Raw genomic sequence first — 22,743 nt, forward strand, 5'->3', positions numbered from 1 at the left:
ACGATCCGGACGGTCTTTTGTATGGGGCTGCGAACCTTACTTCACCACGAGTGAGATAACCGTAGCGGCAACAGCGATCACCAGCAGGACGACGAAAAATCCTGCAAAGCCCAGCGCTACATCGATAAAGTCGTTCCGTTGTTCCTCGTACACGTGCAATTCCGGATGTCTCGGATCGTTGCTCATTTCAGTTCCTCCTTATCGCTTCGTGCAGGGCAGCATACAGCACATGGCCGGACTTTGTCCAGCAGCTTGCTCGACCGCACACGTCAGGCAGCTTATCGTAAGCGTATAGGGCTAGTATACCCAACTTCGCAGATTGTTGTAAAGGTTCGGAAGTGACAATTATGCAAACTTTGTCTCGGTTGAAAACTCGGGGCAATGTGGTATACTTTACATGTTGATATTATCCTGCTTGAGAGGAGATTTCCCCTAATGGCTATCGTAAATGTGAATGATCAATCTTTTGCCGGTGAAGTGGAAGGATCCGGTACAGTTCTTGTAGATTTCTGGGCTCCATGGTGCGGCCCTTGCAAAATGATCGCTCCGGTTCTGGAAGAGCTGGACAAGGAAATCGGCGACAATGTAAAAATCGCCAAGGTGAACGTCGATGACAATCCGGAGTCTGCTTCCCGCTTCGGCGTTATGAGCATCCCGACGCTGATCGTCTTCAAGGATGGTCAACCGGTGGATAAGGTTGTCGGCTTCCAATCCAAGGATGCTTTGAAAAGCGTCATTAGCCGCCATCAATAATTGGCTGCACTCGGACGAAACAGATGTGAAAAAGCTCTTTTTCTGCTATGCTGAGGAAGAGCTTTTTTGCTTTGTTTGGGGAGAGGAGGAATCAGAATGACCGTCTCGCATGGGGACTGGAACCCCGAGGAACGGAAGAAAATCCGGGAAGCGATCAAGACGAAGCTATCGCTCGTTCCTGAGCTGCCGGGCTGTTATTTGATGAGGAACAGGGAAGGCACGATCATCTACGTGGGCAAGGCGAAGGTGCTCCGCAACCGTCTGCGCACTTATTTTACAGGAAGCCATACGGCCAAGACACAGCTGCTCGTTAACGATATCGTGGACTTTGAATATATAGTGACGGCCAGCAACATGGAAGCGCTCATACTGGAGTGCAACCTGATCAAGAAATATGTGCCTCGCTACAATGTACTGCTAAAGGACGATAAGTCCTTTCCGTATATCAAAATTACGCATGAAGCGCACCCTAAGCTTGAGGTGACACGACGGGTGCTCAAGGACAAGGCCAAGTATTTCGGTCCTTATCCGAATGCCTATGCGGCCCAGGAGACCAAGAAGCTGCTGGACCGGTTGTACCCGCTGCGCAAGTGCAATACGCTTCCTGACAAGGTTTGCTTGTATTATCACCTCGGACAGTGTATCGCTCCTTGTGAATATGAGGTGGAGCAGGAAACCTACGACAAGATGGTCGGGGAGATCACCCGGTTTCTGAACGGCGGGCATGATGAGATCAAGCAGGATCTGAAACGAAAGATGCAGGAAGCGTCCGAAGAGCTGAATTTCGAACGGGCGAAGGAAATGCGCGATCAAATCATGCATATCGACGCTGTGATGGAAAAGCAGAAGATCACGACGACGGACAAAATGGATCGCGATGTGTTCGGCTTTGCTGTCGATAAGGGCTGGATGTGCGTGCAGATTTTGTACATGCGCCAGGGCAAGCTGATCGAACGCCATGCGACGATGTTTCCTTATTACGGGCAGCCGTATGACGATTTCATCTCGTTCGTTACTCAGTACTACAGCGACAATCCGGCGCTGCCGAAAGAAATCTTTTTGCCGATCAGCGCCGAAGGAAGTACCGACGATGGAGAGTTTGAGGACGGTAGAGCAAGCGACGCAGACGAAGCAGGCGCAGCACTTGCGGAGGCGGCTGCGGGCGGGCAAGCTGCTGGACCCGGCGGACTCGGACTCAACGCCGAGACAGCTGATGCTGCTGCAGCGTTGGCGGCTGCGGAAGCCGGTGTCCTTTTCCTTGCCGATGAGGATGCGATCGGCGCTGCCGAAGCGCACTCCGATATGGCGGCTGCTGTCGGGGACGGGGGGATTGCCGAAGCGAAGTCGGATGTGAAGGAAGCGCTGGAGAGCTGGCTGAAGGTACGCGTCCATATGCCGCGCCGCGGCCTGAAGAAAAACATGGTGGAGATGGCCGGCGATAATGCGAGGGTGGCGCTGGAAGAGAAGTTCAAGCTGATCGAGAGGGATGCCGAGCGGACGATCAAAGCCGTCGAGAACCTCGGGCAGTACCTGGGGACCGGCACTATTCACCGGATCGAGGCATTCGATAACTCCAATATTCAAGGCTCGGACCCGGTCTCCGCGATGGTGGTGTTCACCGACGGCAAGCCGGACCGCAAGGAATACCGCAAGTATAAGATTAAGACCGTGCAAGGACCCGACGATTATGAGACGATGCGGGAGGTCGTTCGCAGGCGCTATGAGCGCGTCCTGAAGGAAGGGCTGCAGCTGCCGGATCTCATCGTCATCGACGGAGGCCGGGGGCATCTGGCGGCTGCCATCGACGTGCTGGAGAACGAGTTGGGCCTCTACCTGCCCGTGTGCGGGCTGGTCAAGGACGCGAAGCATAAGACGGCGCAGTTGCTCATTGGCGACCCGGCGGAGGTCGTTCCGCTGCCGCGCGACAGTCAGGAGTTTTACCTGCTGCAGCGCATCCAGGACGAGGTTCACCGCTTCGCGATTACGTTCCACCGCGAGACGCGGGCCAAGTCGATGACCGTCTCCACGCTTGACTCGATTACGGGCATCGGGGAAAAACGGCGCAAGGCGCTGCTCAAGCACTTCGGCTCGCTGAAAAAAATCAAAGAGGCCGAAGTCGCCGACTTCAAGCCTCTGGGTATCGGAGAGAAGCTCGCTCTCCATATCTTGAGCTCGCTGAATGGCCCCGGCGACGCCGAGTCCGCAGGTGCCGCCGAGTCCGAAGGCGGGGCAGGAACCGAAGCCGGGTACTCCGAGGAAGCAGGAGAAGCCGGCGGTTTGGAGAACGCTCGGCTGATCTAGCGAAAAGACCCTGGTAAATGCCCCAGGGTCTCTTCGTGCTTCCGCTGAAAAGAGGGTTTACGTCGCGGATGGGAAGATGCAGGGAGTAGGGTGAGGGCGGAGGAGAAGGCGGAGGCGGAGAAGAAGGCAAGGTCGGAGAAGAAAGAGAAAGAGAAGAGTAAAGGGAAAGAGAAGGCGGAGCAAAAATAGAGAAAGAGGCCGCGCCGTACGTTTGCTGCTAAGGAAACCAGAAGCCTGCGAATGCGCAGCTTTTCCGCTACAAACACGTGTTCGATTCGGAATTCATACCAATATACAGTTTTTTTAGCCAATATGACTATTCAGCGTAAAAGGGAGTAGAATACCTGTATATTTGCAGGCTCTCCGCCTCCCGGGAGAAAAAAAGGAAAAAAGCCTGCAGATTTGTAGGCTTTTTCTTTTCCCGGTCAAAGAAGCCGTTAGAACGCGCACAAGCAGTATCGGGCCGTTAACCGCTGCCTCTCAGGAAGAACCTGTCATCGGTTCTTAATTCCCGTCAAGACTTCGCGACCGGTGCATGAGAGCCGAGCCAGCTATACCCCGAGAGTGGTACTAGAGCAAGGCTAAGTCTCGACAACCTGCCTAATCTCCGCTAATGTCTCGTGGACATACTTAAGTCTGTTACTGGGTTGGGAGCGATTAACAAAGAAGCGGAATCCGGAGGCTACGAGGCGTGCTACTACAGCGATTCATTCTGCCTTGTTACTCGGCTCTGTTTCCGTCACATCGTCGCGCCCAGGGCTACCCGCCACCGTCGCCCTAGCCCCCCGCCCCACCGGCGGGGGACTGGCGCTGCGTCTCAAGGATAGCGAGTGGACGGCAGCGAAGGAGGGCGGCGCTTGATCCGCCGATGGATCGCATAGAGCAGCCAACCGGCAGCTGCAGGGACGAGAAAGTATATAAATCCTACGACTGCCTGCCGGGCGTCTCCATTGTAAACGAGCGACAGACCCATCAGGATGCTATCCATCGAAGCATGGGCGAAGACGACGGTTAGGAAGCCGTAACGCAGGAAGGCATATCCGAAGGCAATGCCTAGTACCGTCACCTCGATCAGTCGTGTATAGACGGGATAGATCGGATACTGCGTATGGCTCATCGCCCAGATAACGCTGGGGACCAGCACGGAGACGAACGGGCTGCGCGTCAGACGCAGCATCAGCGATACCCCTAGCAGGCGATAGATCGCTTCTTCGGAGATAGCTGCGGACCATGCGAGCAGCGGGAACCATTCGGGATGCAGCATATTGTAGACGGAGTCGGCGGGGTCGTTGACGGCCCAAACGTCGAACAGCGCAGAAGCTCCCAGAAATAACGCCTGCTGGATGCCGAGAATAAACAACCCGAGGATGTAGCCGTCCTTCATGGAGCGCTTCGCCTGTTCGCCGAAATCGAGATCCCGCCAGACCGGCCAGGGGCGGACGCCGCGGTTCTGCGTGAGCTTGCCTCCCGCGAGCAAAGCGAAATACGTGGATACCGCCATCAGCGTCACATAGACATTGGTGATCCAGAGATACAAGACGGCGCCAGGCTCGGAAGGCCCGCTGCCGTGCATACTGCGGAAAGCGGGCAGCATGTTGTAATTGTTCAGCACATACACGGCCAGAAAGACCAGGGACAGCACGAGGCCGCGGGCAAAGTTAATTTGGCGCCGGTTCCGAATCACGATGACCAGTGCTGCAAACGCCATCGCCAGCGAAGCCAGCATGCTGATCCGCGTCATGAGGCCGGATCGCTCATCTTGGGCGGTTTGCCAGCTTATGAAGCTGTCGGGAGGAGGGAAGAGCGGCCGGAACGCGGTAACTTGGCCGTTCGCTGTCTGCAGCCGAAGCTCAAGCGCGGCTTCGCCGATCCGCTCCGTTCGGCTAACGTAGGCGAGCTCCGGCGAACCTTCTCCGCTAATCCCGCTACGCACGGTAAAGTCGGCCGGGTCGAAGCCCATATCCCGTAGAGTCTCGGCAGCCGCTGATGCGGAATCGTTTGCCCGCGACGGCAAAGTCCCGGTCTTGGCGGCAGCCGATTTGTGAGCGCTGAAGCTGAATACCTCGCGATTCGTAAAGTTGATGCCGACGTAATAGGTAAAGGCTCCGTCACGGATTTCCACCTCGTAGAAATCGATCGGGAAACGGCTTGCATATTTCTTGCGGTATTCCTTGCCAAGATCTGCTTGCTGCAAATAGCCGCTGCGGCTTGTGGCTGACTGGAAAAGGGTATGAGTCGTGCGCTCTTCCGACAGACCAAACCGTTTCTCGATGAAGGCAACGGCTGTCTCCTCGGCTTCCTGCTTGCTGATAGCCGGGACGGAGAGCTTGACCTCCTCCTCGGAAGGGGGCTTGGTGAACAGCGGAGCCGCGTAGGACAAGCCGAAGTAGAGCAGGAGGCCGATAACCGCGAGCAGCAGCGGGGGGCGTTGGTAGAAAGTAGGCATGGCGCACTCCTTGTCCGATTGAAGTCTCCCTATGGGGCTATTTCCGAAATCCTCGTTTCCGTACGATGCGGCTTATGGTGAACGCGGTGCCGAAATGTCGGATTCACCCTCGCCGAGCAGGTTTGCACCTGCCTTTGTATTGTATTCGCAAGGATTCGTATCCATGCTTCCGGGTAATATCATGATAACATGCGTAAGAGACGGAAAAAACAAGAGAACGCAAGCGCTGGCTCCATGGGATCGCTTACATATGCCAGGAAGCTTGGTTTATCCCTGGAAACCCGTTAAAAACAGCTTTGTACTTCCAACCAAACACGCTTATAATTCATTCATATCAATTGAATAGAAAGCCGAATTTCGAATCGCGTTTCGAAAACGGGGGAACCATGAATCATAGGGGTGAATTCCGTGCTTGGCCGATCCGGCCGCATGGATAGGGTGCCTGTACATCCGAATCCGTCAGCTAACCTCGTAGGCTTATTGCAGGAACCTTGTACACATGGCACTGGGTTTCCCGTGCTTTTTTTGTTGTTCACAAAAGACGATGAGGTGGCCGATGCGATGAAACACCCTGGTCCGGTAAAAAAGAAATTCGAGCTGACGCCGCCGCAAATTCTTGTGCTTGGATTTTCCGCTATTATCCTGCTCGGAACCATGCTGCTTATGCTGCCTTTTTCGTCCGCCGACGGCCATCCGACTCCGTTTCTCGATGCGCTGTTTACAGCTACGTCGGCGACCTGTGTGACCGGGCTTGTTGTTGTGGATACCGGGCTGCATTGGTCACTGTTCGGCAAAATCATCATTATTCTGATGATTCAGGTCGGGGGCTTGGGGTTTATGACAATGTCCACCTTGTTCGCCTTCGTACTGAAAAAGCGGATCTCCTTGAAAGAGCGTCTTATTCTTCAGGAAGCGATGAACCAGGGCAGTATGGAAGGGATTGTGCGGCTGATCCGCAAAGTCATCGTCTATTCGCTTACCATCGAGCTCATCGCGGCGATCTTGTTTTCGATTCGCTGGTCGTTCGATCTAGGGCTGGCTAGAGGGATCGGCTTTGGTTTGTTTCACGCGATCTCGCTATTTAACAACGCGGGCTTCGATCTGTTCGGCTCGATAACCGGACCCTTCACCAGTCTTTCCTCCTATGTGGATGATGCTCTTATTAATATCGTATCGATGGCGCTTATTGTGCTCGGGGGGATCGGCTTTGTCGTTCTATCGGATCTGCTGGAATACAAGGAAAAGAGACGCTTGTCTCTGCACTCCAAAGTTGTGCTGTCGGCCAGCGGAGTATTGATCGCTCTAGGCGCCATCGTCATCTTTGCCTTTGAATATTCGAACACGAGAACACTGGGCCCGCTAACCTGGGACGGCAAATTGCTCGCTGCCTTCTTCCAGTCTGTATCGCCCCGGACCGCTGGCGCAAATAGTGTGGATATCGCGGGGATGCGGCAGGCGACCCAGTTTTTCATCATCATCCTGATGTTTATCGGGGCCTCCCCGGGCTCGACGGGCGGCGGGGTGAAGACGACCACCTTCACGACGCTCGTCGGGGCGATGATCGCCATGATTCGCGGCAAGGAAGATATTGTCCTGTTCCGCTATCGTCTCGGCCAGGATCGTATCTTGAAGGCAATCACGCTGACGATGCTGGCTTTATTTCTGGTCATGGCGGTAACGATGCTGCTGTCGACGACCGAGGATCATCACTTTCTAATGATTCTCTTCGAGGTGACGTCTGCCTTCGGCACAGTCGGTCTAAGTATGGGCTTGACGCCTCATCTAACCGTTTTTGGGAAAATAATGATCGTGTTCACCATGTTTGCCGGCCGTCTCGGACCGCTGACGCTTGCTTATGCGCTCGGCCCCAAGGCAGAGAAGGAATTGTACAGATACCCGGAAGGGAAAATCACCATCGGATAGGGGAAGAGACACAGGATGAAACGCAGCCAATATGCAGTGATCGGGCTGGGCCGGTTCGGCTCCAGTCTGGCCAAGGAACTGGTTAAGCTGGGCTATGAGGTTATGGGGATCGATAAGGATGAAGAAGCCGTCGAAGCGTTAAGCGAGGCACTGACGCATGTCGTCGTCGCAGACTCCACGGAGGAGGAAGTGATCCGGTCGCTTGGTTTACGCAATTTCGACTGCGTCATCGTTGCTATCGGCAACGATATTCAGTCCAGTATTTTGACGACGATCCTGCTCAAGGATATCGGGGTCAATATAGTTGTAGCGAAGGCTTTGTCCGAGCTTCATGGGAAAGTGCTGAGCAAGATCGGCGTTGACCGTATTATTTTCCCGGAGCGCGATATGGGCGTGCGGGTTGCGCATCAGCTCGTATCCCCGAATCTCCTCGATTATATCGAGCTGTCCAGCGAGTATACGATCGCCGAGCTGACCGTGCCGAAGTGCCTGGACGGTCGGACGCTCAAGGAGCTCGATACAAGAGCGAAATACGGCTGCAGCATCGTCGCTATTAATAAGAAGGAAGGCGTTATTATCGCGCCGACGGCGACCGATTCCGTAGAAGAGAAGGACGTGATGGTCATCATCGGTACGAACGACCAGATCGACCATTTTGAGAAGTCGGTCATCCGCTGACGCTGAATGTTGAAGAGCCTGGACTGTTTCATACTGTCCCCCAGGCACAAACAGGTCAGGCAGGTCAAGCAGGGGGCAGGCAGGACGGTCGCCCCGCCGATGCAAGCGGCTCCGTCTACTTGCAATGCTTGACGGCCAGATCGATGAACAGCCGGATCGGCGGCTCGAGGGCGGCTTCCTCCGTATACAGGAGGGAAGTCGTCCTTTTGGTTTGCTCCAGCTCGGGGATAAACCGGACGATCAGGCCATTGTTCTCCACCAGCGTGTGCCGCAAATAAGATTCGGGCAGCAGCGTTGCCGTCTGGCAGGTGGCCGCCAGCCGGATGATCGCCTCGAAGGAGTCGATCTCCATCTTGACATCGGGATGGATGCTGTAGCGCTGGAACATCTCGTCCATCAGCACCCGATACCAGGTCCCCCGGGAGAATAGGATCATCGGCAATTCATGGAGATCCTCCGCCGTCAGGTCGGTACGATCGACAAACGGGTGACCGGCCGGCAGCACCAGGCAGAGCGGATCGTCGAATAAAGGGAGGCACACCAGACCGGGATCGTCGATCTTGGAGGCAACGAGGCCGATGTCGACCTTCTTCTCCTTGACGAGCGGCACAATCTCATGCGTCTTGCCGGTCAGCGCCTTAATGTCCGTCAGCGGATGCTCCCGGGTATAGATAGTAATAAGATCGGGCAGCGTCGACTGCAGCGTCGTCAGGCTGGCGCCGATGACAAGGCTCGCAGGCTTCGTATTTGTCTTGAAGAGGCGGAGCGCCTGCTGCAGCTTGCGCTCCATGCGCTGTTGATCCAGCGCGTACTCATAGCAAATTTCGCCGGCTCGCGTAAGCTCCAGCCGCTTGCCCTTGCGCCGAAAGAGCTCCACTCCAAGCTCTTCCTCCAGCTTCATGATTTTACGAGAGAGCGCAGGCTGGGAGATGTTAAGCACCTGCGAAGCTTTATTGAGGCTTTGCTGCTGGACAACCGTAACCAGGATATCGAAAAGCTCCATGTGTGCTCTATCTCCTTGACAAATTTTACATATGTGTAAAGGTTATAAGCGATTATAAGAAATCGGCACTTCCATTATAAGCGAAACAGGAGTAGTATGGTAGTGTCACGGATTGTTCACAAAATATACCGCGAGTGGTATAAAAGACTGTCGAATCATGGAAAATAGACGTAGCGTTTTATGTTGACGCTCTTAGGCGTCGGGAGTACAATGAGTAGTGGTTTTCACCAAGGCCGTGGCTAGCCAAAATCATAGGGGGGAACGAAAGGTAATGTTCAAAAACTCGTACTTTTCACGAAAGCTTCATTCCTTGCTGGGTGTTATTCCGGTCGGGTTTTTCCTGATCGAGCACCTGCTGACGAACTATTCGGCGGCAAAGGGCGGACCTGTAGGCTTTCTTGAGTCAGTCGAATGGCTACATAGCTTGCCGCTCGTCTTGGCGCTCGAAATTTTCGGAATCTGGATTCCGCTTGCGTATCACGCGATTTACGGATTGTATGTCGCTTATACGGCGCGCAACAACGTAAGCAACTACGGTTATTTCCGCAATCAGATGTTTTTTCTGCAGCGTGTGACCGGAGTCATTACGTTTATTTTTGTGGCTTGGCACTTTTTCCAGACTCGTTTCCAGATCGCAATCGGCAGCGTAGATCAGATGGCTATCGGCTCGCATATGCACCAGATTGCTTCAAATCCGGTTTATTTTGTCTTTTATGTCATCGGTGTCGTGGCTGCAACCTTCCACTTCAGTAACGGAATGTGGTCGTTCTTGGTAAGCTGGGGCATTACGATCGGTCCTCGTGCGCAGCGCGTTTCAACCTACGTATGGATAGGCGTGTTCGTAGTCATGACCGTTATGTTCATTATGTCGCTGGTTGCTTTCCTGGATCCTGCTTTCCAGCAAGTGACATCACTAACGAAAGGTTAAGGGGGGGCGTACATCGTGGCGAATTCGAAAGTTATTGTAGTCGGTGGAGGTCTGGCTGGCTTGATGGCAACCATCAAAGCTGCGGAAGCCGGAGTTCATGTGGACTTGTTCTCTCTGGTTCCAGTTAAACGTTCTCACTCTGTCTGTGCTCAAGGGGGCATCAACGGCGCCGTTAATACGAAAGGCGAAGGCGATTCTCCCTGGGAGCACTTTGACGATACGGTATACGGCGGCGACTTCCTGGCCAACCAACCGCCGGTAAAAGCTATGTGCGACGCCGCGCCGGGCATCATCCACTTGATGGACCGGATGGGCGTTATGTTTAACCGCACACCCGAAGGACTGCTCGATTTCCGCCGGTTCGGCGGTACGAAGCATTCCCGTACGGCATTCGCCGGAGCAACGACAGGCCAACAGCTGCTGTATGCGCTGGACGAGCAAGTGCGCCGCTGGGAAACAGCGGGTCTTGTCAAGAAGTATGAGCATTGGGAGTTCCTGGGCGCTATCCTTGACGATGACGGCGTATGCCGCGGGATTGCCGGACAGGACCTGCGCAGCATGGAAGTCAACACATTCGGGGCGGATGCCGTTATTCTGGCAACAGGCGGTCCCGGCATTATCTTCGGTAAAACGACTAACTCCGTTATCAATACGGGTACGGCCGCAAGTGCTGTCTATCAGCAGGGCGTACATTATGCGAACGGCGAGTTCATTCAGATTCACCCGACGGCTATCCCGGGCGATGACAAGCTGCGCCTGATGAGCGAATCGGCCCGCGGCGAAGGCGGACGGATCTGGACCTACAAGGACGGCAAGCCTTGGTACTTCCTCGAAGAGAAGTATCCGGCTTACGGAAACCTCGTGCCGCGGGATATCGCAACGCGGGAGATTTTCAGCGTCTGCGTTGACCAGAAGCTGGGGATCAATGGCGAGAACATGGTTTACCTCGACTTGTCGCATAAGGATCCGAAGGAGCTAGATGTCAAGCTCGGAGGGATCATCGAGATCTACGAGAAATTCATGGGCGACGATCCGCGGAAAATTCCGATGAAGATTTTCCCTGCGGTTCACTATTCGATGGGCGGCATGTGGGTCGATTATAACCAGATGACGAACATTCCGGGGCTGTTTGCAGCCGGCGAGTGCGAGTACCAGTACCACGGTGCCAACCGTCTGGGCGCCAACTCCCTGCTGTCCGCAATCTATGGCGGTATGGTGGCCGGTCCTAAGGCGATCGAATATATCAAGGGCCTGGACAAACATGTGGACGATATTTCGTCTTCCGTGTTCGAACGTTACGCCAAGCAGCATACGGAGAAATACAATAGCATTTTGTCCATGAACGGAACGGAAAATGCTTATGTGCTCGGGAAAGAGCTCGGCGACTGGATGACTAACCAGATGACCGTCGTGCGTTACAATAAAGGGCTGCAAGAGACGATCGACAAGATCAATGAGCTGAAGCAGCGCTATGCTAATATCAATATCAACGACTCGGCGCGTTTCAACAATCCGGGCGTAGCCTATACCCGTCAGCTGTGGAACATGCTGGAGCTGGCGCATGCGATGACGCTGGGAGCTCTGCTCCGCAACGAGAGCCGCGGCGCTCACTACAAGCCTGAATTTCCGGAGCGCAATGACGAAGAGTTCATGAAGACGACGAAGGCGACTTGGACGCCTGAGGGTCCGACCATTACCTACGAGGATATCGACGTTTCCCTGATCGCGCCTCGTAAACGCGACTACACGACCGACAAGAAGAAGAAGGGAGGAAATTAATCATGGCCGAAGCAACCGCAGCAGCAAACAAAAAGATTAAGTTTATCGTCACACGTCAGGACACGGCCGAAAGCAAGCCTTATAACGAAGAGTTCGAGATTCCTTATCGCCCGAACATGAACGTCATCAGCGCTTTGATGGAGGTCCAACGGAACCCGGTAAATGCCAAGGGCGAGAAAACGACGCCGGTCTGCTGGGAATCGAACTGTTTGGAAGAAGTGTGCGGAGCTTGCTCGATGGTCATCAACGGCAAGCCGCGTCAAGCCTGCAGCGCGCTCGTGGATAAGCTGGAGCAGCCGATCCGCATCGCGCCTATGAATACCTTCCCGGTTGTTCGCGACCTGGTCATCAACCGGGAGCGGATGTTTGCGGCACTGAAGAAGGTCAAGGCATGGATTCCGATTGACGGAACGTATGACCTCGGTCCTGGGCCCCGTATGGCCGAATCGAAGCGTCAATGGGCCTATGAGCTGTCCAAATGCATGACTTGCGGCGTCTGCCTCGAATCCTGTCCGAATGTCAACGATAAGACTTCGTTCATCGGGCCGGCTGCGATTTCGCAGGCACGTTTGTTCAATGCTCACCCGACTGGCGAAATGAACGCTCACGAGCGTCTGAACGCCTTGATGGAAGACGGCGGCATCGAGGGCTGCGGCAACTCGCAGAACTGCGTTCGCTCTTGCCCGAAAGGCATTCCGCTTACGACGTCGATCGCAGCGATGAATCTCGATACGACGAAGCAGTTGTTCAAAAACTGGCTGAGCCACTAAGCCAGACGATCAGACTCTCCTTCATCTTCGGATGGATGGAGGGTCTTTTTTATTATGACATCAAGGCACTAATTATTGCCGGGCTGCGCAGCGGATACCGAGGCCTGTTCCGAGGGAAAACAAGAAGGAAGTCGAACGTATCCTACATCTATCGGAGGGATGAACTGTGGCTAAATCTAAGAACAGAACGATTCAACAGCAGCAGCAATCGCTGGCCGACCACGCGGAGCAGACGAGTAAGGCGGACACTATGCCAACCTACCATAAGGACAAGCACGAGCCGAACCGTCCGTCTGTGTAGGCAACGCTCTTTAGCCGCCACTCCGTTTGGAGGCCGGGCGGCTATTGGCGTTTTCGCGACAAATAGCAGACTATTGATCACCACTCCGTATGGAGTGTGTGGATTGAAATCGCCAACTCCACTCAGGATCGTACGGCCTTCTGGATCGTATTTCATATAGAACCAATGTATTATAAAAAAATATAAATGATGGAAGGGTTTCGTAAAATGCTGTCGAATACTCATTATATGATCCTTTTTTCCTAAATTATGGGCTTATCGATTGAAATTGAGCGAATGGTCCTGAATCTGGAGGGTTGTATGGATTATATTGCCCATATTCGTCAACGAGACGGAGAGATTCAAACCGTTCCTGATCATCTTCAAGGGGTCAGGCAAAGCAGTGAGCGTCATGGAGCCAAAATTGGCGTCCAGCATCTGGCGGGCTTGTCCGGGTGGCTGCATGACCTTGGTAAATATACGCTTGCTTTCAAGTCGTATATTGAAGAGGCCGTCGCGAATCCTGAGCGTGCCCCGCGCCGCGGTTCCGTCGATCATTCAACCGCAGGGGGCCGGCTGTTGTTCAGTCGGTATCACGAACGAGCACGAGCTCCCGGGGACCGGGAGACTGCCGAATGGATAGCCAATTGCATCATTTCTCATCACCAGGGACTTCGAGACTATTTCGCTCCCGATATGACCTCGCCGTTTCTTGATCGAGTGGCAGGGAAGGTGCTGGAAGAGTATGAGCAGGCTGTATCTGAATTTTTTTCCTACGTGGCAGAGGAGGAACTGGATAAGTATTTTGCAGCGGCAAGAGCCGAGTTAGTCCAAGTATTTACTCAGATTAGAGAAAAGGGTCTACCTCCCATCACATACACCCTAACGCTCAAATATGTATTCAGTTGTTTGATTGATGCCGACCGTACGAATACGAGGGAATTTGAAGAAAATGAGAAATCCGATCCTACGCTGGACAGGCTTGCGTTTTTTAAAAGGTGCTACGCTACTCTAATGCATGCCATGCAGGAGCTGGAAACTGTACCGGACGCTGGCAATCCGATTAATAAGCTAAGGAGAGAAATGTCTCGTCAATGCGACGAATTTGCTTTGCGTCCATCCGGCATGTATACGCTTTCTATACCGACGGGTGGGGGCAAAACGCTGGCTAGTCTGCGTTATGCACTCAAGCATGCTACTCGGTATAAGAAGGACCGAATCATTTACATCGTGCCATACACAACCGTAATTGAACAGAATGCCGACGAGGTCCGCAGGATCCTGCAGGAAGACGACTTGATCTTGGAGCATCATTCCAACGTAGTGGATGAGGCGAGGGAAGGGGCGGACCAGGAAGAATACGATGTGCGCAGCAAAAAACTCAAGCTGGCTCGGGACAATTGGGACAGCCCGATTATTTTCACAACGCTGGTGCAGTTTCTGAATACCTTCTATGCCAAAGGAACACGCAATATTCGCCGGATGCATCAGTTGGCCAATGCGGTACTGATCTTTGACGAAGTCCAGTCCGTGCCGGTTTCCTGCGTGTCGATGTTCAATGCGGCCTTGAATTTTCTCCACGTCATCGGTCGATCGAGCATTGTTCTCTGTACGGCGACGCAGCCGGCCCTGGACTATGTTAAGCACCAACTGCATCTCTCCGATCAGGCGGAGATGATCGGCAATCTGGATGAGACCGTCAGGAAATTCAAGCGGGTCGAGCTGATCGATCAGACGACGCCGCAGGGTATGGGGGCAGATGAGTTGTCCGCATCTATCGCAGAGCGGATGGAGAGCGTTCGGAGTGTGTTGGTGATCCTGAACACGAAGACTGCCGTGCGTAAGCTATATAACCGATTGGAGAAGGAAGAATGGGTAAAGGGCGGCGTGAAGCTGTTTCATCTCAGCACAGGCATGTGCGCCGCACATCGCAAAACTGAGCTGGACTTGGTCAAGGAGGCCCTCAAGGCTGAGGAACGAGTCGTGTGTATCAGTACCCAGTTGATCGAGGCGGGGGTCAACATCAGCTTCGAATGCGTCATTCGCTCACTGGCAGGGCTAGATTCGATCGCGCAGGCGGCAGGACGGTGCAATCGCCATGGCAAGGACCCGACGCGGGATGTTTTTATCATTAAGTCGGCAGATGAGGTGCTGACGCACTTGCCGGAGATCAGGGCCGGGGCTGGGATGACGGAGCGGGTTCTACACGAGTTCAGTCAACATCCGGAGCAATACGGTCATGATCTGCTGTCAGCCGACGCGATGAAGCTTTACTTCCAGTATTACTACGAGCATCTCAAGGAGAAGCTGCACTACTGGGTTCCCAAGCTGGAGCAAAACATGTTTGATTTATTGAACAAAAACAAGGCCTATTATGATGCCTACAAGGCCAAGCACGGCAAAAATAAGCAGCCTTCCTTGGAGAGCCGTCCGGCACTGGCGACGGCCGAGCAGTATTTCGAGGTCATCAGCAGCGCTGCCCGATCGGTACTCGTTCCCTACAACGACAAGGCCAGGGAGCTGATCCTGTCGCTTAACGGAGAGCTGGATATACGGGAACTGGAGGGGCGGCTGAAGGAGGCACAGCCCTATATGGTCAACATCTTCGAGCATGAACTGCGCAAGCTGGAGAAGAATGGGGATGTATTCCCGGTTTTGCATGGCAGCGTCCTGGCTTTGCGGGAGACGGCTTATTCGGACCGCTTCGGTCTGGAGACGAATGGCGAAGGCGAGTGGCAGGCGGCGATGTGTTAAAACGAAAAACCCGCTTCCAGCGGGTTTTTCTGCAAATAATAACCTATAAATTTCAATCCACGCTTTGCAGCGACAATTGCAATGAAAGTGTAGCATAGAGAAATGCAACAAATCAATTTAAATTAGGATGGAAAGTATTGTATTTAATTGAATTATGATTTAAAATGAAAATGTTAGTATATAAATGATAACATATAAGAAGAAATGAAGAAAGGAGGACGCTATGCGCAATCAAATTGAGTTCGAGGTATACGGCAACTACGCGCTCTTCACAGACCCTCTATCAAAAATTGGCGGAGAAAAGTTCAGCTACCAGATTCCCACCTATCAGGCGATTAAGGGGATTGTCGAATCCATATACTGGAAACCCACATTGATCTGGTATGTGGATGAAGTGCGAATCATGAATCCGATCCAGACAGAGTCCAAGGGAATCCGGCCCATTGAGTATAGCGGGGGGAATACGCTGGCCTATTACACGTACCTGAAGGATGTAAAATATCAGGTACGGGTCCATTTTGAATTCAACCCATATCGCGAGGATCTGGCCCATGACCGCAATGAGCATAAGCATCACCAGATCAGCAAGCGCGCGGTGCAGGCGGGGGGCCGGAGAGATATTTTCCTGGGAGCCCGCGAATGTCAGGGGTACGTGGAGCCTTGTATCTTCGGCGAAGGCAAGGGCTTCTACGACGAGGTGCCTGAGCTGGATTTCGGTGTGATGGTACATGGCATCAGCTATCCCGATGAGACCGGCCGAACGGAGCGGGAAACTCGGTTATGGCGGGCCAAAATGGAACGGGGAGTCGTTCGGTTTATTCGTCCGGAAAATTGTCCGTTCGTGCGGCAAACCGGTTCGGGCGCGGCGAAGCCGTTTGACTCTGACACTATGCAATCCGTAGATGATTTGTATGAGGAATGCTTTCCGAACGGAGGCGAATAAATGACCTGGCTGGCTCGGCTTAACCAGACGTATGAGAACCACGCCCATATTGTCGGGCAATTTGAAAAAAAGCGCAACGACCGCGAATACGCCTTGATTCCCGTATCTCACACGACTCAATCCGCCCATATTGAAGTGTATGTGGACGGAGAGGGGAATTTCATATCCGCGAAGGTGGTGGACAAAAGCGATTCCAGTACAATCATCCCTTGTACGGAGGCATCGGCTAGCCGAACAAGTGCGCCCGTCCCTCATCCTTTGTTCGACAAGCTGGTCTATTTGGCCGGCGACTATGCGCGATATTGCGAGGAAGCCAAGGGAACTCCCCACAACGACTATATGGCCCAACTGCAAGACTGGTGTGAGTCGGAAGCGGTGCATCCAAAGGTGAAGAGCGTGTATGCGTATTTGCGCCGAGGGACGCTGATGGAGGATCTGATACGCGCCCAGGTCTTGTGGACCGATGAACGGCACAAATTGATCGAGAAGTGGACATCGGCGGAGGAAGAGAGACTGGGCTTGAAGCCTGAACTGTTCAAGGTGATCGCCTCCGATCAAAGTGCCGCATTCGTCCGGTTCGCCGTCCAGATTCCGGGAGACGCGGAACCTCGTCTGTGGCGTGATCTGTCCGTGCAGCAAGCCTTTATCCGCTACTATGACAGGAAGCTGACCGAGTTGGAGCTCTGTTATGTCACCGGGGAACGGCTGCCTTATGCCGATAAACATGCGTCCCGCATCCGCAACTCCGGAGACAAGTCCAAGCTGATTTCGGCCAACGATACGAGCGGGTTTACGTTCCGCGGGCGATTCCGCACCAGTCGGGAGGCGGCGGCCGTCAGCTACGAGGTGTCCCAGAAGGCGCATAATGCGCTCAAGTGGCTGATCGACAAGCAATCTTACGCTCTGGACGGCAAAGTCTTTCTTGTCTGGGGAACGGGGCAGCTGGAGATGCCCGACCCGCTTGGCGATGGGCTGAGCTTAGGCATGTACGATGAGGCAGACGAAGAAGAGGAGAACGGAGACAGCACGCGCAAGCAATTTGCCGGTCAAGTGCGGCGAGCGCTCCAAGGATACCGCTATGATGGCGATTATGAAGCCCATGTTATTGTGATGGTGCTGGATGCGGCCACGCCAGGACGGATGTCGATCGTCTACTACCGGGATATGAACAAGGAGCTGTTCCTGGATCGTCTGCAGCATTGGCATGAAACTTGCTCGTGGCGTCATCGCTTCCATAAGGATGAAGAGAAGCGGACGCTGACCTTCGAGGGCGCGCCGGCGTCGCGGGACATCGCTTATGCGGCTTACGGTCCGCGCGCTTCCGACAAGGTAGTCAAGGGGCTGATGGAGCGAATGCTGCCGTGTATCGTGGACGGGCGCAAGATTCCGCTTGATATCGTCCGCAGCGTTACAGCCAGGGCTTCTAATCCTATAGGACTTGATGAATGGGAATGGGAGAAGACACTGAGCATAGCTTGCGCTCTGATCAATAAAACCTATGAGAGTGAGGGATTCAGCGTGAGTCTGGATGTCCGAAATACAGATCGCAGCTATTTGTTCGGCCGCATGCTGGCCATTGCCGACGTGCTGGAACGAAGGGCGCTTGGACGGGACGAGAAGCGCGCCACCAATGCGATCCGGTACATGAATGCTTTCGCGCAGCGTCCGGGGCGGACCTGGACGATTATTCAGTCCAATCTTCAGCCTTACCAGGCGCGGATGGGAACGGATGCCGGCTACTACAACCGGTTGCTCGATGAAGTAGGCGCGCAATTGGAAGCCGAGCATTTTACAGACAGACCGCTAAGCGGGTTATACTTGCTCGGCTTTTACAGCCAGCGCCATGACTTGTACCAAAGCAAGAAGGATCGGGAGACAAACGCTGCCCAGGATGGGAAGCTTGAGCCTGAACATAAAGAAGAGGGGGAAATCTGAACATGAGTACATTGGATCGTAAGATCGACTTTGCCGTTATTTTGTCCGTCCGCAATGCCAACCCGAACGGGGATCCGCTTAACGGCAATCGCCCTCGGCAAAATTATGACGGGCGCGGGGAAATCTCCGACGTGTGTCTGAAGCGGAAAATTCGCAATCGTCTGCAGGATATGGGGGAGTCCATTCTGGTGCAGTCGGACGAGCGGCGCTCGGACGGTCATCGCAGTATCAAGGATCGCGTGGATGCGAATGCGGAGGTCCAGGAGTTTGCCAAAGGGAAGAAGCAGAATAACGAGCTGTATGCCCAGGCGGCTTGCCGCTCCTGGATGGACGTGCGCAGCTTCGGACAGGTATTTGCCTTCAGCGGCTCGGAGAGCTCGGGCAGCGGGGTTTCCATCGGAGTGCGGGGGCCCGTCTCCATCCATACGGCTGTCAGCCTGGACCCGATCGATATTTCTAGTATGCAGATTACGAAGAGTGTGAACGCGGTTACCCCTAAGGCCGATCCGAATAAGAAAAGCTCCGATACGATGGGGATGAAGCATCGGGTGGATTTTGGGGTTTATGTATGCTATGGAAGCATTAATACACAATTGGCCGAGAAAACCGGGTTTACTTACGAGGATGCGGAGAAAATTCGTGAGGCGCTTATCACTTTGTTTGAAAACGATACCTCTTCTGCACGCCCGGACGGCACCATGGAGGTGCATCAGGTTTACTGGTGGGAGCATCCGTCCAAGCTAGGGCGCTACTCTTCTGCCAAGGTGCACCGTTCTCTCCAGATTCATTTGAACGAAGGTGTGATCGAACCAAAGTCGTTGGAGGATTACAAGGTGACTGTGGTGCCGCTTGAGGGTCTGGAAGTGCGGCAGTATGCAGGGCTATAACGAAGAGGACTACCTGCTCCTTTCCGGAATTCAGCACTATAACTTTTGCCGAAGACAGTGGGCTCTCATTCATATCGAACAGCAGTGGGAAGAAAATGTTCGCACCATCGAAGGGGCTCATGTGCATCGAGTGGCTGATCAGCCTTTTATTCGTGAGAAAAGAGGGGATAAGCTGATCGCCCGAGCCTTGCCGGTCCATTCCAGGCAGCTCGGAATCACGGGAGTATGCGATGTCGTGGAGTTTGTACGCGATCCGGATGGTATCCCGCTCGTGGGAGAGGAAGGGCTGTACCTTCCTTTCCCTGTGGAGTATAAACGGGGGAAGCCCAAGAAAAACGACTCCGACTTGTCCCAACTGGTAGCGCAGATGATGTGTCTGGAAGAAATGCTCGGATGCGAGCTGTCGCAGGGCTACTTCTACTACGATGAGATTAAGCACCGGGTGGAAATTACGGTTGCCGAGGCTGATCGGGAGCGGGTTCGCAGTGCGTTAAAGGATATGCATCACTATTTCCAGAGGCAGCATACTCCGAAAGCCAAGACGGGACCTCATTGCGCGAGCTGCTCGCTGAACCCGATCTGTTTGCCGGAGATGATGAGCAAGAGAACGGTTGCCAGCTTTATCGAAAGCAGGTTGATGGAATGAAGAAGCTCCTGAATACCTTATTCGTTACGACGCCTGACACTTATCTGTCGCGGGATGGCGAAAACGTGGTGATCAAGAATGAGGAGGAGGTCCTGGCTCGTTATCCTCTTCATAATCTGGAGGCGATCTGTACGTTTGGCTATGCGGGTGTAAGCCCGGCCTTGATGGGAGCCTGTGCCGAACGGCATATCTCGCTGACCTTCATGACCCGAAATGGCCGATTCTTGGCCCGGGTCACCGGAGAAGATCGGGGCAACGTCGTGCTGAGGAAGGAACAGTACCGGATCTCGGATGACGAACGAAGAAGCGCTTTAGCGGCCAGAAATATGATTATCGGTAAGCTGTACAATCATAAATGGATCCTGGAGCGGGCCGTACGTGACTACGCACTGAGGATAGATACGGCTCGGATTAAGCAAGTGTCGGCGTCGTTGAGCGAGACGATGAAGCTTGTACGGCATGTGGAGGATTTGGATATTTTGCGCGGGATGGAGGGCGCGGCCGCTGTGCAGTACAACTCCGTATTCGACAGCTTGATCTTGCAGCAGAAGGAGCATTTCTTCTTCCATGGACGAAACAAACGGCCGCCGCTGGATAACGTCAATGCGTTGCTCTCCTTTGCGTATACGCTGCTTGCAAATGATACGAAGGCGGCGCTGGAGTCAGTGGGGCTGGACGCCTATGTTGGCTTTCTTCACCGGGACCGGCCGGGACGGGCATCGCTGGCACTGGACCTGATGGAGGAATTAAGGGGCGTTTATGCCGACCGGTTTGTCTTGTCTTTGATTAACAAGCGGCTTATTCACGATAAAGGCTTTCATAAGAAAGAAAATGGAGCTGTTATCATGGATGAAGAGACGCGAAAAAAAGTGATTATGGCTTGGCAGGAGCGTAAGCAGGAGAAGATTATGCATCCTTACCTAAATGAAAAAATTTCCTGGGGGCTTGTACCCTATGCCCAAGCCTTGCTGCTGGCCCGGTATATCCGGGGAGATCTGGATGAATACCCGCCATTTCTGTGGAAGTAGGTGATTGCATTGTTAGTCTTGATCACATATGATGTCAGCACATCCACCAAAGAAGGTCGACGAAGGCTGAGCCAGGTGGCGAAGACGTGCGTGAATTACGGCCAAAGGGTACAAAATTCCGTATTTGAATGTATATTGGATGCGACCCAATTCCGTAAGCTTCGGTATGAGTTGGAAGCCATGATCGATAAGGAAACCGACAGCTTGCGATTCTACAACCTGGGCGATAACTATAAAAGCAAGGTTCAGCACGTCGGAGCCAAAGAATCTTACGATATGGAAAGTCCGCTCATCTTATAAAGTGCGAATGTGAAGCTCCCATGAAAACCCTGGTTCCTTCGCACCTCGAAATTTGTCGAATATATACTAGAATGATACAAAATAAAAAAAGTCAAGCACGGATTCATTCTTGTTTCCGTGAATCGAATAGAGAAATACACTAAATTGATGCCGCTATGAGATCAATGCTGTGTATTTTCGCTGTCGCACCTCGTATGAGGTGCGTGGATTGAAATACAAACCAAGGCGGGCAGCGAGAGACAGACTTTAGTCGCACCTCGTATGAGGTGCGTGGATTGAAATCCAAGGGAATGTTGCATCCGCCCAGGTAATCCCCTCGTCGCACCTCGTATGAGGTGCGTGGATTGAAATTGTGTTGCCGAGTAGACCGGACCGCATCCGTTCGAGTCGCACCTCGTATGAGGTGCGTGGATTGAAATAGGCATGTATCCGTCCACCAATTACGCCTTATCGGCGTCGCACCTCGTATGAGGTGCGTGGATTGAAATTGCCCCAATGGCGTTATGCTCCAATTTCTGCGCACGGTCGCACCTCGTATGAGGTGCGTGGATTGAAATCCAATAAGGTTTACTCACCTTTACTCACCCCCTTGTCGCACCTCGTATGAGGTGCGTGGATTGAAATATTAAGGGTATGCGTGCCGGGGTTTAATACCTTTCGTCGCACCTCGTATGAGGTGCGTGGATTGAAATGGAGTGTCTCCATTGTCCTTATAAAATCAAACCCGTCGCACCTCGTATGAGGTGCGTGGATTGAAATACCTGACGGGTTAATCGTACCAAAATTTAGGCAGAGTCGCACCTCGTATGAGGTGCGTGGATTGAAATAATTCGCATTTGCAATTCAAGCGAGTTCCGAGCGCGTCGCACCTCGTATGAGGTGCGTGGATTGAAATCATCCGTTCATGGCCGCTGCAACGGACCCGTCGTGTCGCACCTCGTATGAGGTGCGTGGATTGAAATCCCGCCCTTTTCGGGAGGTAGCTCTTCCCAGGCGTCGCACCTCGTATGAGGTGCGTGGATTGAAATCCGGCAAGCTGGTATATTACGCATGGATACAGGGTCGCACCTCGTATGAGGTGCGTGGATTGAAATGTCTCCGTTCGGTTTACTGAATAGCGTGTATATCCCGTCGCACCTCGTATGAGGTGCGTGGATTGAAATCATCCCCTCCAATCCTATCCGGTCGATCATTTCGGTCGCACCTCGTATGAGGTGCGTGGATTGAAATTTCGCGTCCCATGCGGGGTGGTGCGTGGTGTAGACGTCGCACCTCGTATGAGGTGCGTGGATTGAAATCTTGCCAGTCGATGAAAACCACTCCTGGAGGTCCTGTCGCACCTCGTATGAGGTGCGTGGATTGAAATTGGCCAATGCCTGCGAAGAAACT

The 22,743-nt window shown here is 53.5% G+C and carries 18 protein-coding genes, 1 CRISPR repeat array and 1 riboswitch (1 of these 20 running past the window's edge); of the genes, 15 read left to right on the plus strand and 3 right to left on the minus strand.

The window, feature by feature from the left end; translation table 11 throughout:
* Positions 1-36: 36 nt before the first annotated feature.
* On the minus strand, positions 37-186 hold the full coding sequence (locus tag GSF01_RS17875) for a YqzM family protein (protein WP_159886394.1): 150 nt from the start codon (positions 184-186) through the stop codon (positions 37-39).
* Positions 187-435: 249 nt separating this feature from the next.
* Here GSF01_RS17875 and trxA point away from each other — a divergent pair, with 249 nt between their 5' ends.
* Together trxA and uvrC are read left to right on the plus strand one after the other, a co-directional pair.
* Positions 436-753 carry a thioredoxin gene (trxA, locus tag GSF01_RS17880; protein WP_159886396.1) on the plus strand — a complete coding sequence of 106 codons (318 nt, stop codon included), beginning with the start codon at positions 436-438 and terminating at the stop codon, positions 751-753.
* Between the two features lie 96 nt (positions 754-849).
* Positions 850-3,054, plus strand: coding sequence for an excinuclease ABC subunit UvrC (gene uvrC / locus GSF01_RS17885; protein WP_159886398.1), 2,205 nt, complete (start codon positions 850-852; stop codon positions 3,052-3,054).
* 817 nt (positions 3,055-3,871) lie between these two features.
* On the opposite strand, the gene GSF01_RS17890 is transcribed toward uvrC, so the two are convergent.
* A complete protein-coding gene (locus GSF01_RS17890; RefSeq protein WP_159886400.1) occupies positions 3,872-5,500 on the minus strand; it encodes a CPBP family intramembrane glutamic endopeptidase in 1,629 nt (542 codons plus the stop codon).
* A 338-nt stretch (positions 5,501-5,838) separates the two neighbouring features.
* A riboswitch (cyclic di-AMP (ydaO/yuaA leader) is annotated at positions 5,839-5,993 on the plus strand.
* A gap of 68 nt (positions 5,994-6,061) precedes the next feature.
* On the opposite strand from GSF01_RS17890, the gene GSF01_RS17895 reads away from it, so the two are divergent.
* Together GSF01_RS17895 and GSF01_RS17900 are read left to right on the plus strand one after the other, a co-directional pair.
* Positions 6,062-7,423, plus strand: a complete 1,362-nt coding sequence (locus GSF01_RS17895) for a TrkH family potassium uptake protein (RefSeq protein ID WP_159886402.1) — start codon at positions 6,062-6,064, stop codon at positions 7,421-7,423.
* Between the two features lie 15 nt (positions 7,424-7,438).
* Positions 7,439-8,101: a potassium channel family protein gene (locus GSF01_RS17900; protein ID WP_159886404.1), complete on the plus strand. Its 663-nt coding sequence runs from the start codon at positions 7,439-7,441 to the stop codon at positions 8,099-8,101.
* Positions 8,102-8,216: 115 nt separating this feature from the next.
* Here GSF01_RS17900 and GSF01_RS17905 read toward each other — a convergent pair whose 3' ends face one another.
* On the minus strand, positions 8,217-9,104 hold the full coding sequence (locus tag GSF01_RS17905; RefSeq protein WP_159886406.1) for a LysR family transcriptional regulator: 888 nt from the start codon (positions 9,102-9,104) through the stop codon (positions 8,217-8,219).
* Positions 9,105-9,375: 271 nt separating this feature from the next.
* On the opposite strand from GSF01_RS17905, the gene GSF01_RS17910 reads away from it, so the two are divergent.
* From GSF01_RS17910 to cas2, 11 genes are all read left to right on the plus strand, one after another.
* Positions 9,376-10,032 carry a succinate dehydrogenase cytochrome b558 subunit gene (locus tag GSF01_RS17910; RefSeq protein WP_159886408.1) on the plus strand — a complete coding sequence of 219 codons (657 nt, stop codon included), beginning with the start codon at positions 9,376-9,378 and terminating at the stop codon, positions 10,030-10,032.
* A gap of 15 nt (positions 10,033-10,047) precedes the next feature.
* The gene (sdhA, locus tag GSF01_RS17915; RefSeq protein WP_159886410.1) at positions 10,048-11,811 is read left to right on the plus strand and encodes a succinate dehydrogenase flavoprotein subunit; all 1,764 of its coding nucleotides are present in this window, start codon (positions 10,048-10,050) and stop codon (positions 11,809-11,811) included.
* 2 nt (positions 11,812-11,813) lie between these two features.
* The gene (sdhB, locus tag GSF01_RS17920; RefSeq protein WP_159886412.1) at positions 11,814-12,581 is read left to right on the plus strand and encodes a succinate dehydrogenase iron-sulfur subunit; all 768 of its coding nucleotides are present in this window, start codon (positions 11,814-11,816) and stop codon (positions 12,579-12,581) included.
* A 166-nt stretch (positions 12,582-12,747) separates the two neighbouring features.
* Positions 12,748-12,882: a hypothetical protein gene (locus tag GSF01_RS30055; RefSeq protein ID WP_268893721.1), complete on the plus strand. Its 135-nt coding sequence runs from the start codon at positions 12,748-12,750 to the stop codon at positions 12,880-12,882.
* Positions 12,883-13,182: 300 nt separating this feature from the next.
* Positions 13,183-15,615, plus strand: coding sequence for a CRISPR-associated helicase Cas3' (gene cas3 / locus GSF01_RS17925; protein WP_159886414.1), 2,433 nt, complete (start codon positions 13,183-13,185; stop codon positions 15,613-15,615).
* A 223-nt stretch (positions 15,616-15,838) separates the two neighbouring features.
* Complete coding sequence (gene cas5c / locus GSF01_RS17930; RefSeq protein ID WP_159886416.1) at positions 15,839-16,558, plus strand: type I-C CRISPR-associated protein Cas5c; 720 nt, start codon at positions 15,839-15,841, stop codon at positions 16,556-16,558.
* Positions 16,559-18,493, plus strand: coding sequence for a type I-C CRISPR-associated protein Cas8c/Csd1 (gene cas8c / locus GSF01_RS17935; RefSeq protein ID WP_159886418.1), 1,935 nt, complete (start codon positions 16,559-16,561; stop codon positions 18,491-18,493).
* A gap of 2 nt (positions 18,494-18,495) precedes the next feature.
* Positions 18,496-19,380 (plus strand): type I-C CRISPR-associated protein Cas7/Csd2, encoded by an 885-nt coding sequence (gene cas7c, locus GSF01_RS17940; protein WP_159886420.1) that lies wholly within the window; start codon positions 18,496-18,498, stop codon positions 19,378-19,380.
* On the plus strand, positions 19,367-20,026 hold the full coding sequence (gene cas4, locus GSF01_RS17945; RefSeq protein WP_159886422.1) for a CRISPR-associated protein Cas4: 660 nt from the start codon (positions 19,367-19,369) through the stop codon (positions 20,024-20,026). Before cas7c ends, cas4 begins: the two co-directional genes overlap by 14 nt.
* Positions 20,023-21,054, plus strand: a complete 1,032-nt coding sequence (gene cas1c, locus GSF01_RS17950) for a type I-C CRISPR-associated endonuclease Cas1c (RefSeq protein WP_159886424.1) — start codon at positions 20,023-20,025, stop codon at positions 21,052-21,054. Before cas4 ends, cas1c begins: the two co-directional genes overlap by 4 nt.
* A gap of 9 nt (positions 21,055-21,063) precedes the next feature.
* A complete protein-coding gene (gene cas2 / locus GSF01_RS17955; protein WP_159886480.1) occupies positions 21,064-21,354 on the plus strand; it encodes a CRISPR-associated endonuclease Cas2 in 291 nt (96 codons plus the stop codon).
* 182 nt (positions 21,355-21,536) lie between these two features.
* A CRISPR array of direct repeats spans positions 21,537-22,743; the repeat unit is 33 nt; unit sequence GTCGCACCTCGTATGAGGTGCGTGGATTGAAAT; it runs 4,833 nt beyond the window's last position.

The organism is Paenibacillus puerhi, from assembly GCF_009846885.1.
GTDB classification, from domain to species: domain Bacteria; phylum Bacillota; class Bacilli; order Paenibacillales; family NBRC-103111; genus Paenibacillus_G; species Paenibacillus_G puerhi.

Coding starts and splice junctions, on each gene's coding strand:
- GSF01_RS17910 (WP_159886408.1), top strand. CDS start 9,376: ATGTTCAAAAACTCGTACTTTTCACGAAAGCTTCATTCCTTGCTGGGT.
- GSF01_RS17900 (WP_159886404.1), top strand. CDS start 7,439: ATGAAACGCAGCCAATATGCAGTGATCGGGCTGGGCCGGTTCGGCTCC.
- cas3 (WP_159886414.1), top strand. CDS start 13,183: ATGGATTATATTGCCCATATTCGTCAACGAGACGGAGAGATTCAAACC.
- GSF01_RS17890 (WP_159886400.1), bottom strand. CDS start 5,500: ATGCCTACTTTCTACCAACGCCCCCCGCTGCTGCTCGCGGTTATCGGC.
- cas8c (WP_159886418.1), top strand. CDS start 16,559: ATGACCTGGCTGGCTCGGCTTAACCAGACGTATGAGAACCACGCCCAT.
- uvrC (WP_159886398.1), top strand. CDS start 850: ATGACCGTCTCGCATGGGGACTGGAACCCCGAGGAACGGAAGAAAATC.
- sdhB (WP_159886412.1), top strand. CDS start 11,814: ATGGCCGAAGCAACCGCAGCAGCAAACAAAAAGATTAAGTTTATCGTC.
- cas1c (WP_159886424.1), top strand. CDS start 20,023: ATGAAGAAGCTCCTGAATACCTTATTCGTTACGACGCCTGACACTTAT.
- cas7c (WP_159886420.1), top strand. CDS start 18,496: ATGAGTACATTGGATCGTAAGATCGACTTTGCCGTTATTTTGTCCGTC.
- cas4 (WP_159886422.1), top strand. CDS start 19,367: ATGCAGGGCTATAACGAAGAGGACTACCTGCTCCTTTCCGGAATTCAG.
- trxA (WP_159886396.1), top strand. CDS start 436: ATGGCTATCGTAAATGTGAATGATCAATCTTTTGCCGGTGAAGTGGAA.
- GSF01_RS17895 (WP_159886402.1), top strand. CDS start 6,062: ATGAAACACCCTGGTCCGGTAAAAAAGAAATTCGAGCTGACGCCGCCG.
- GSF01_RS17905 (WP_159886406.1), bottom strand. CDS start 9,104: ATGGAGCTTTTCGATATCCTGGTTACGGTTGTCCAGCAGCAAAGCCTC.
- GSF01_RS17875 (WP_159886394.1), bottom strand. CDS start 186: ATGAGCAACGATCCGAGACATCCGGAATTGCACGTGTACGAGGAACAA.
- cas5c (WP_159886416.1), top strand. CDS start 15,839: ATGCGCAATCAAATTGAGTTCGAGGTATACGGCAACTACGCGCTCTTC.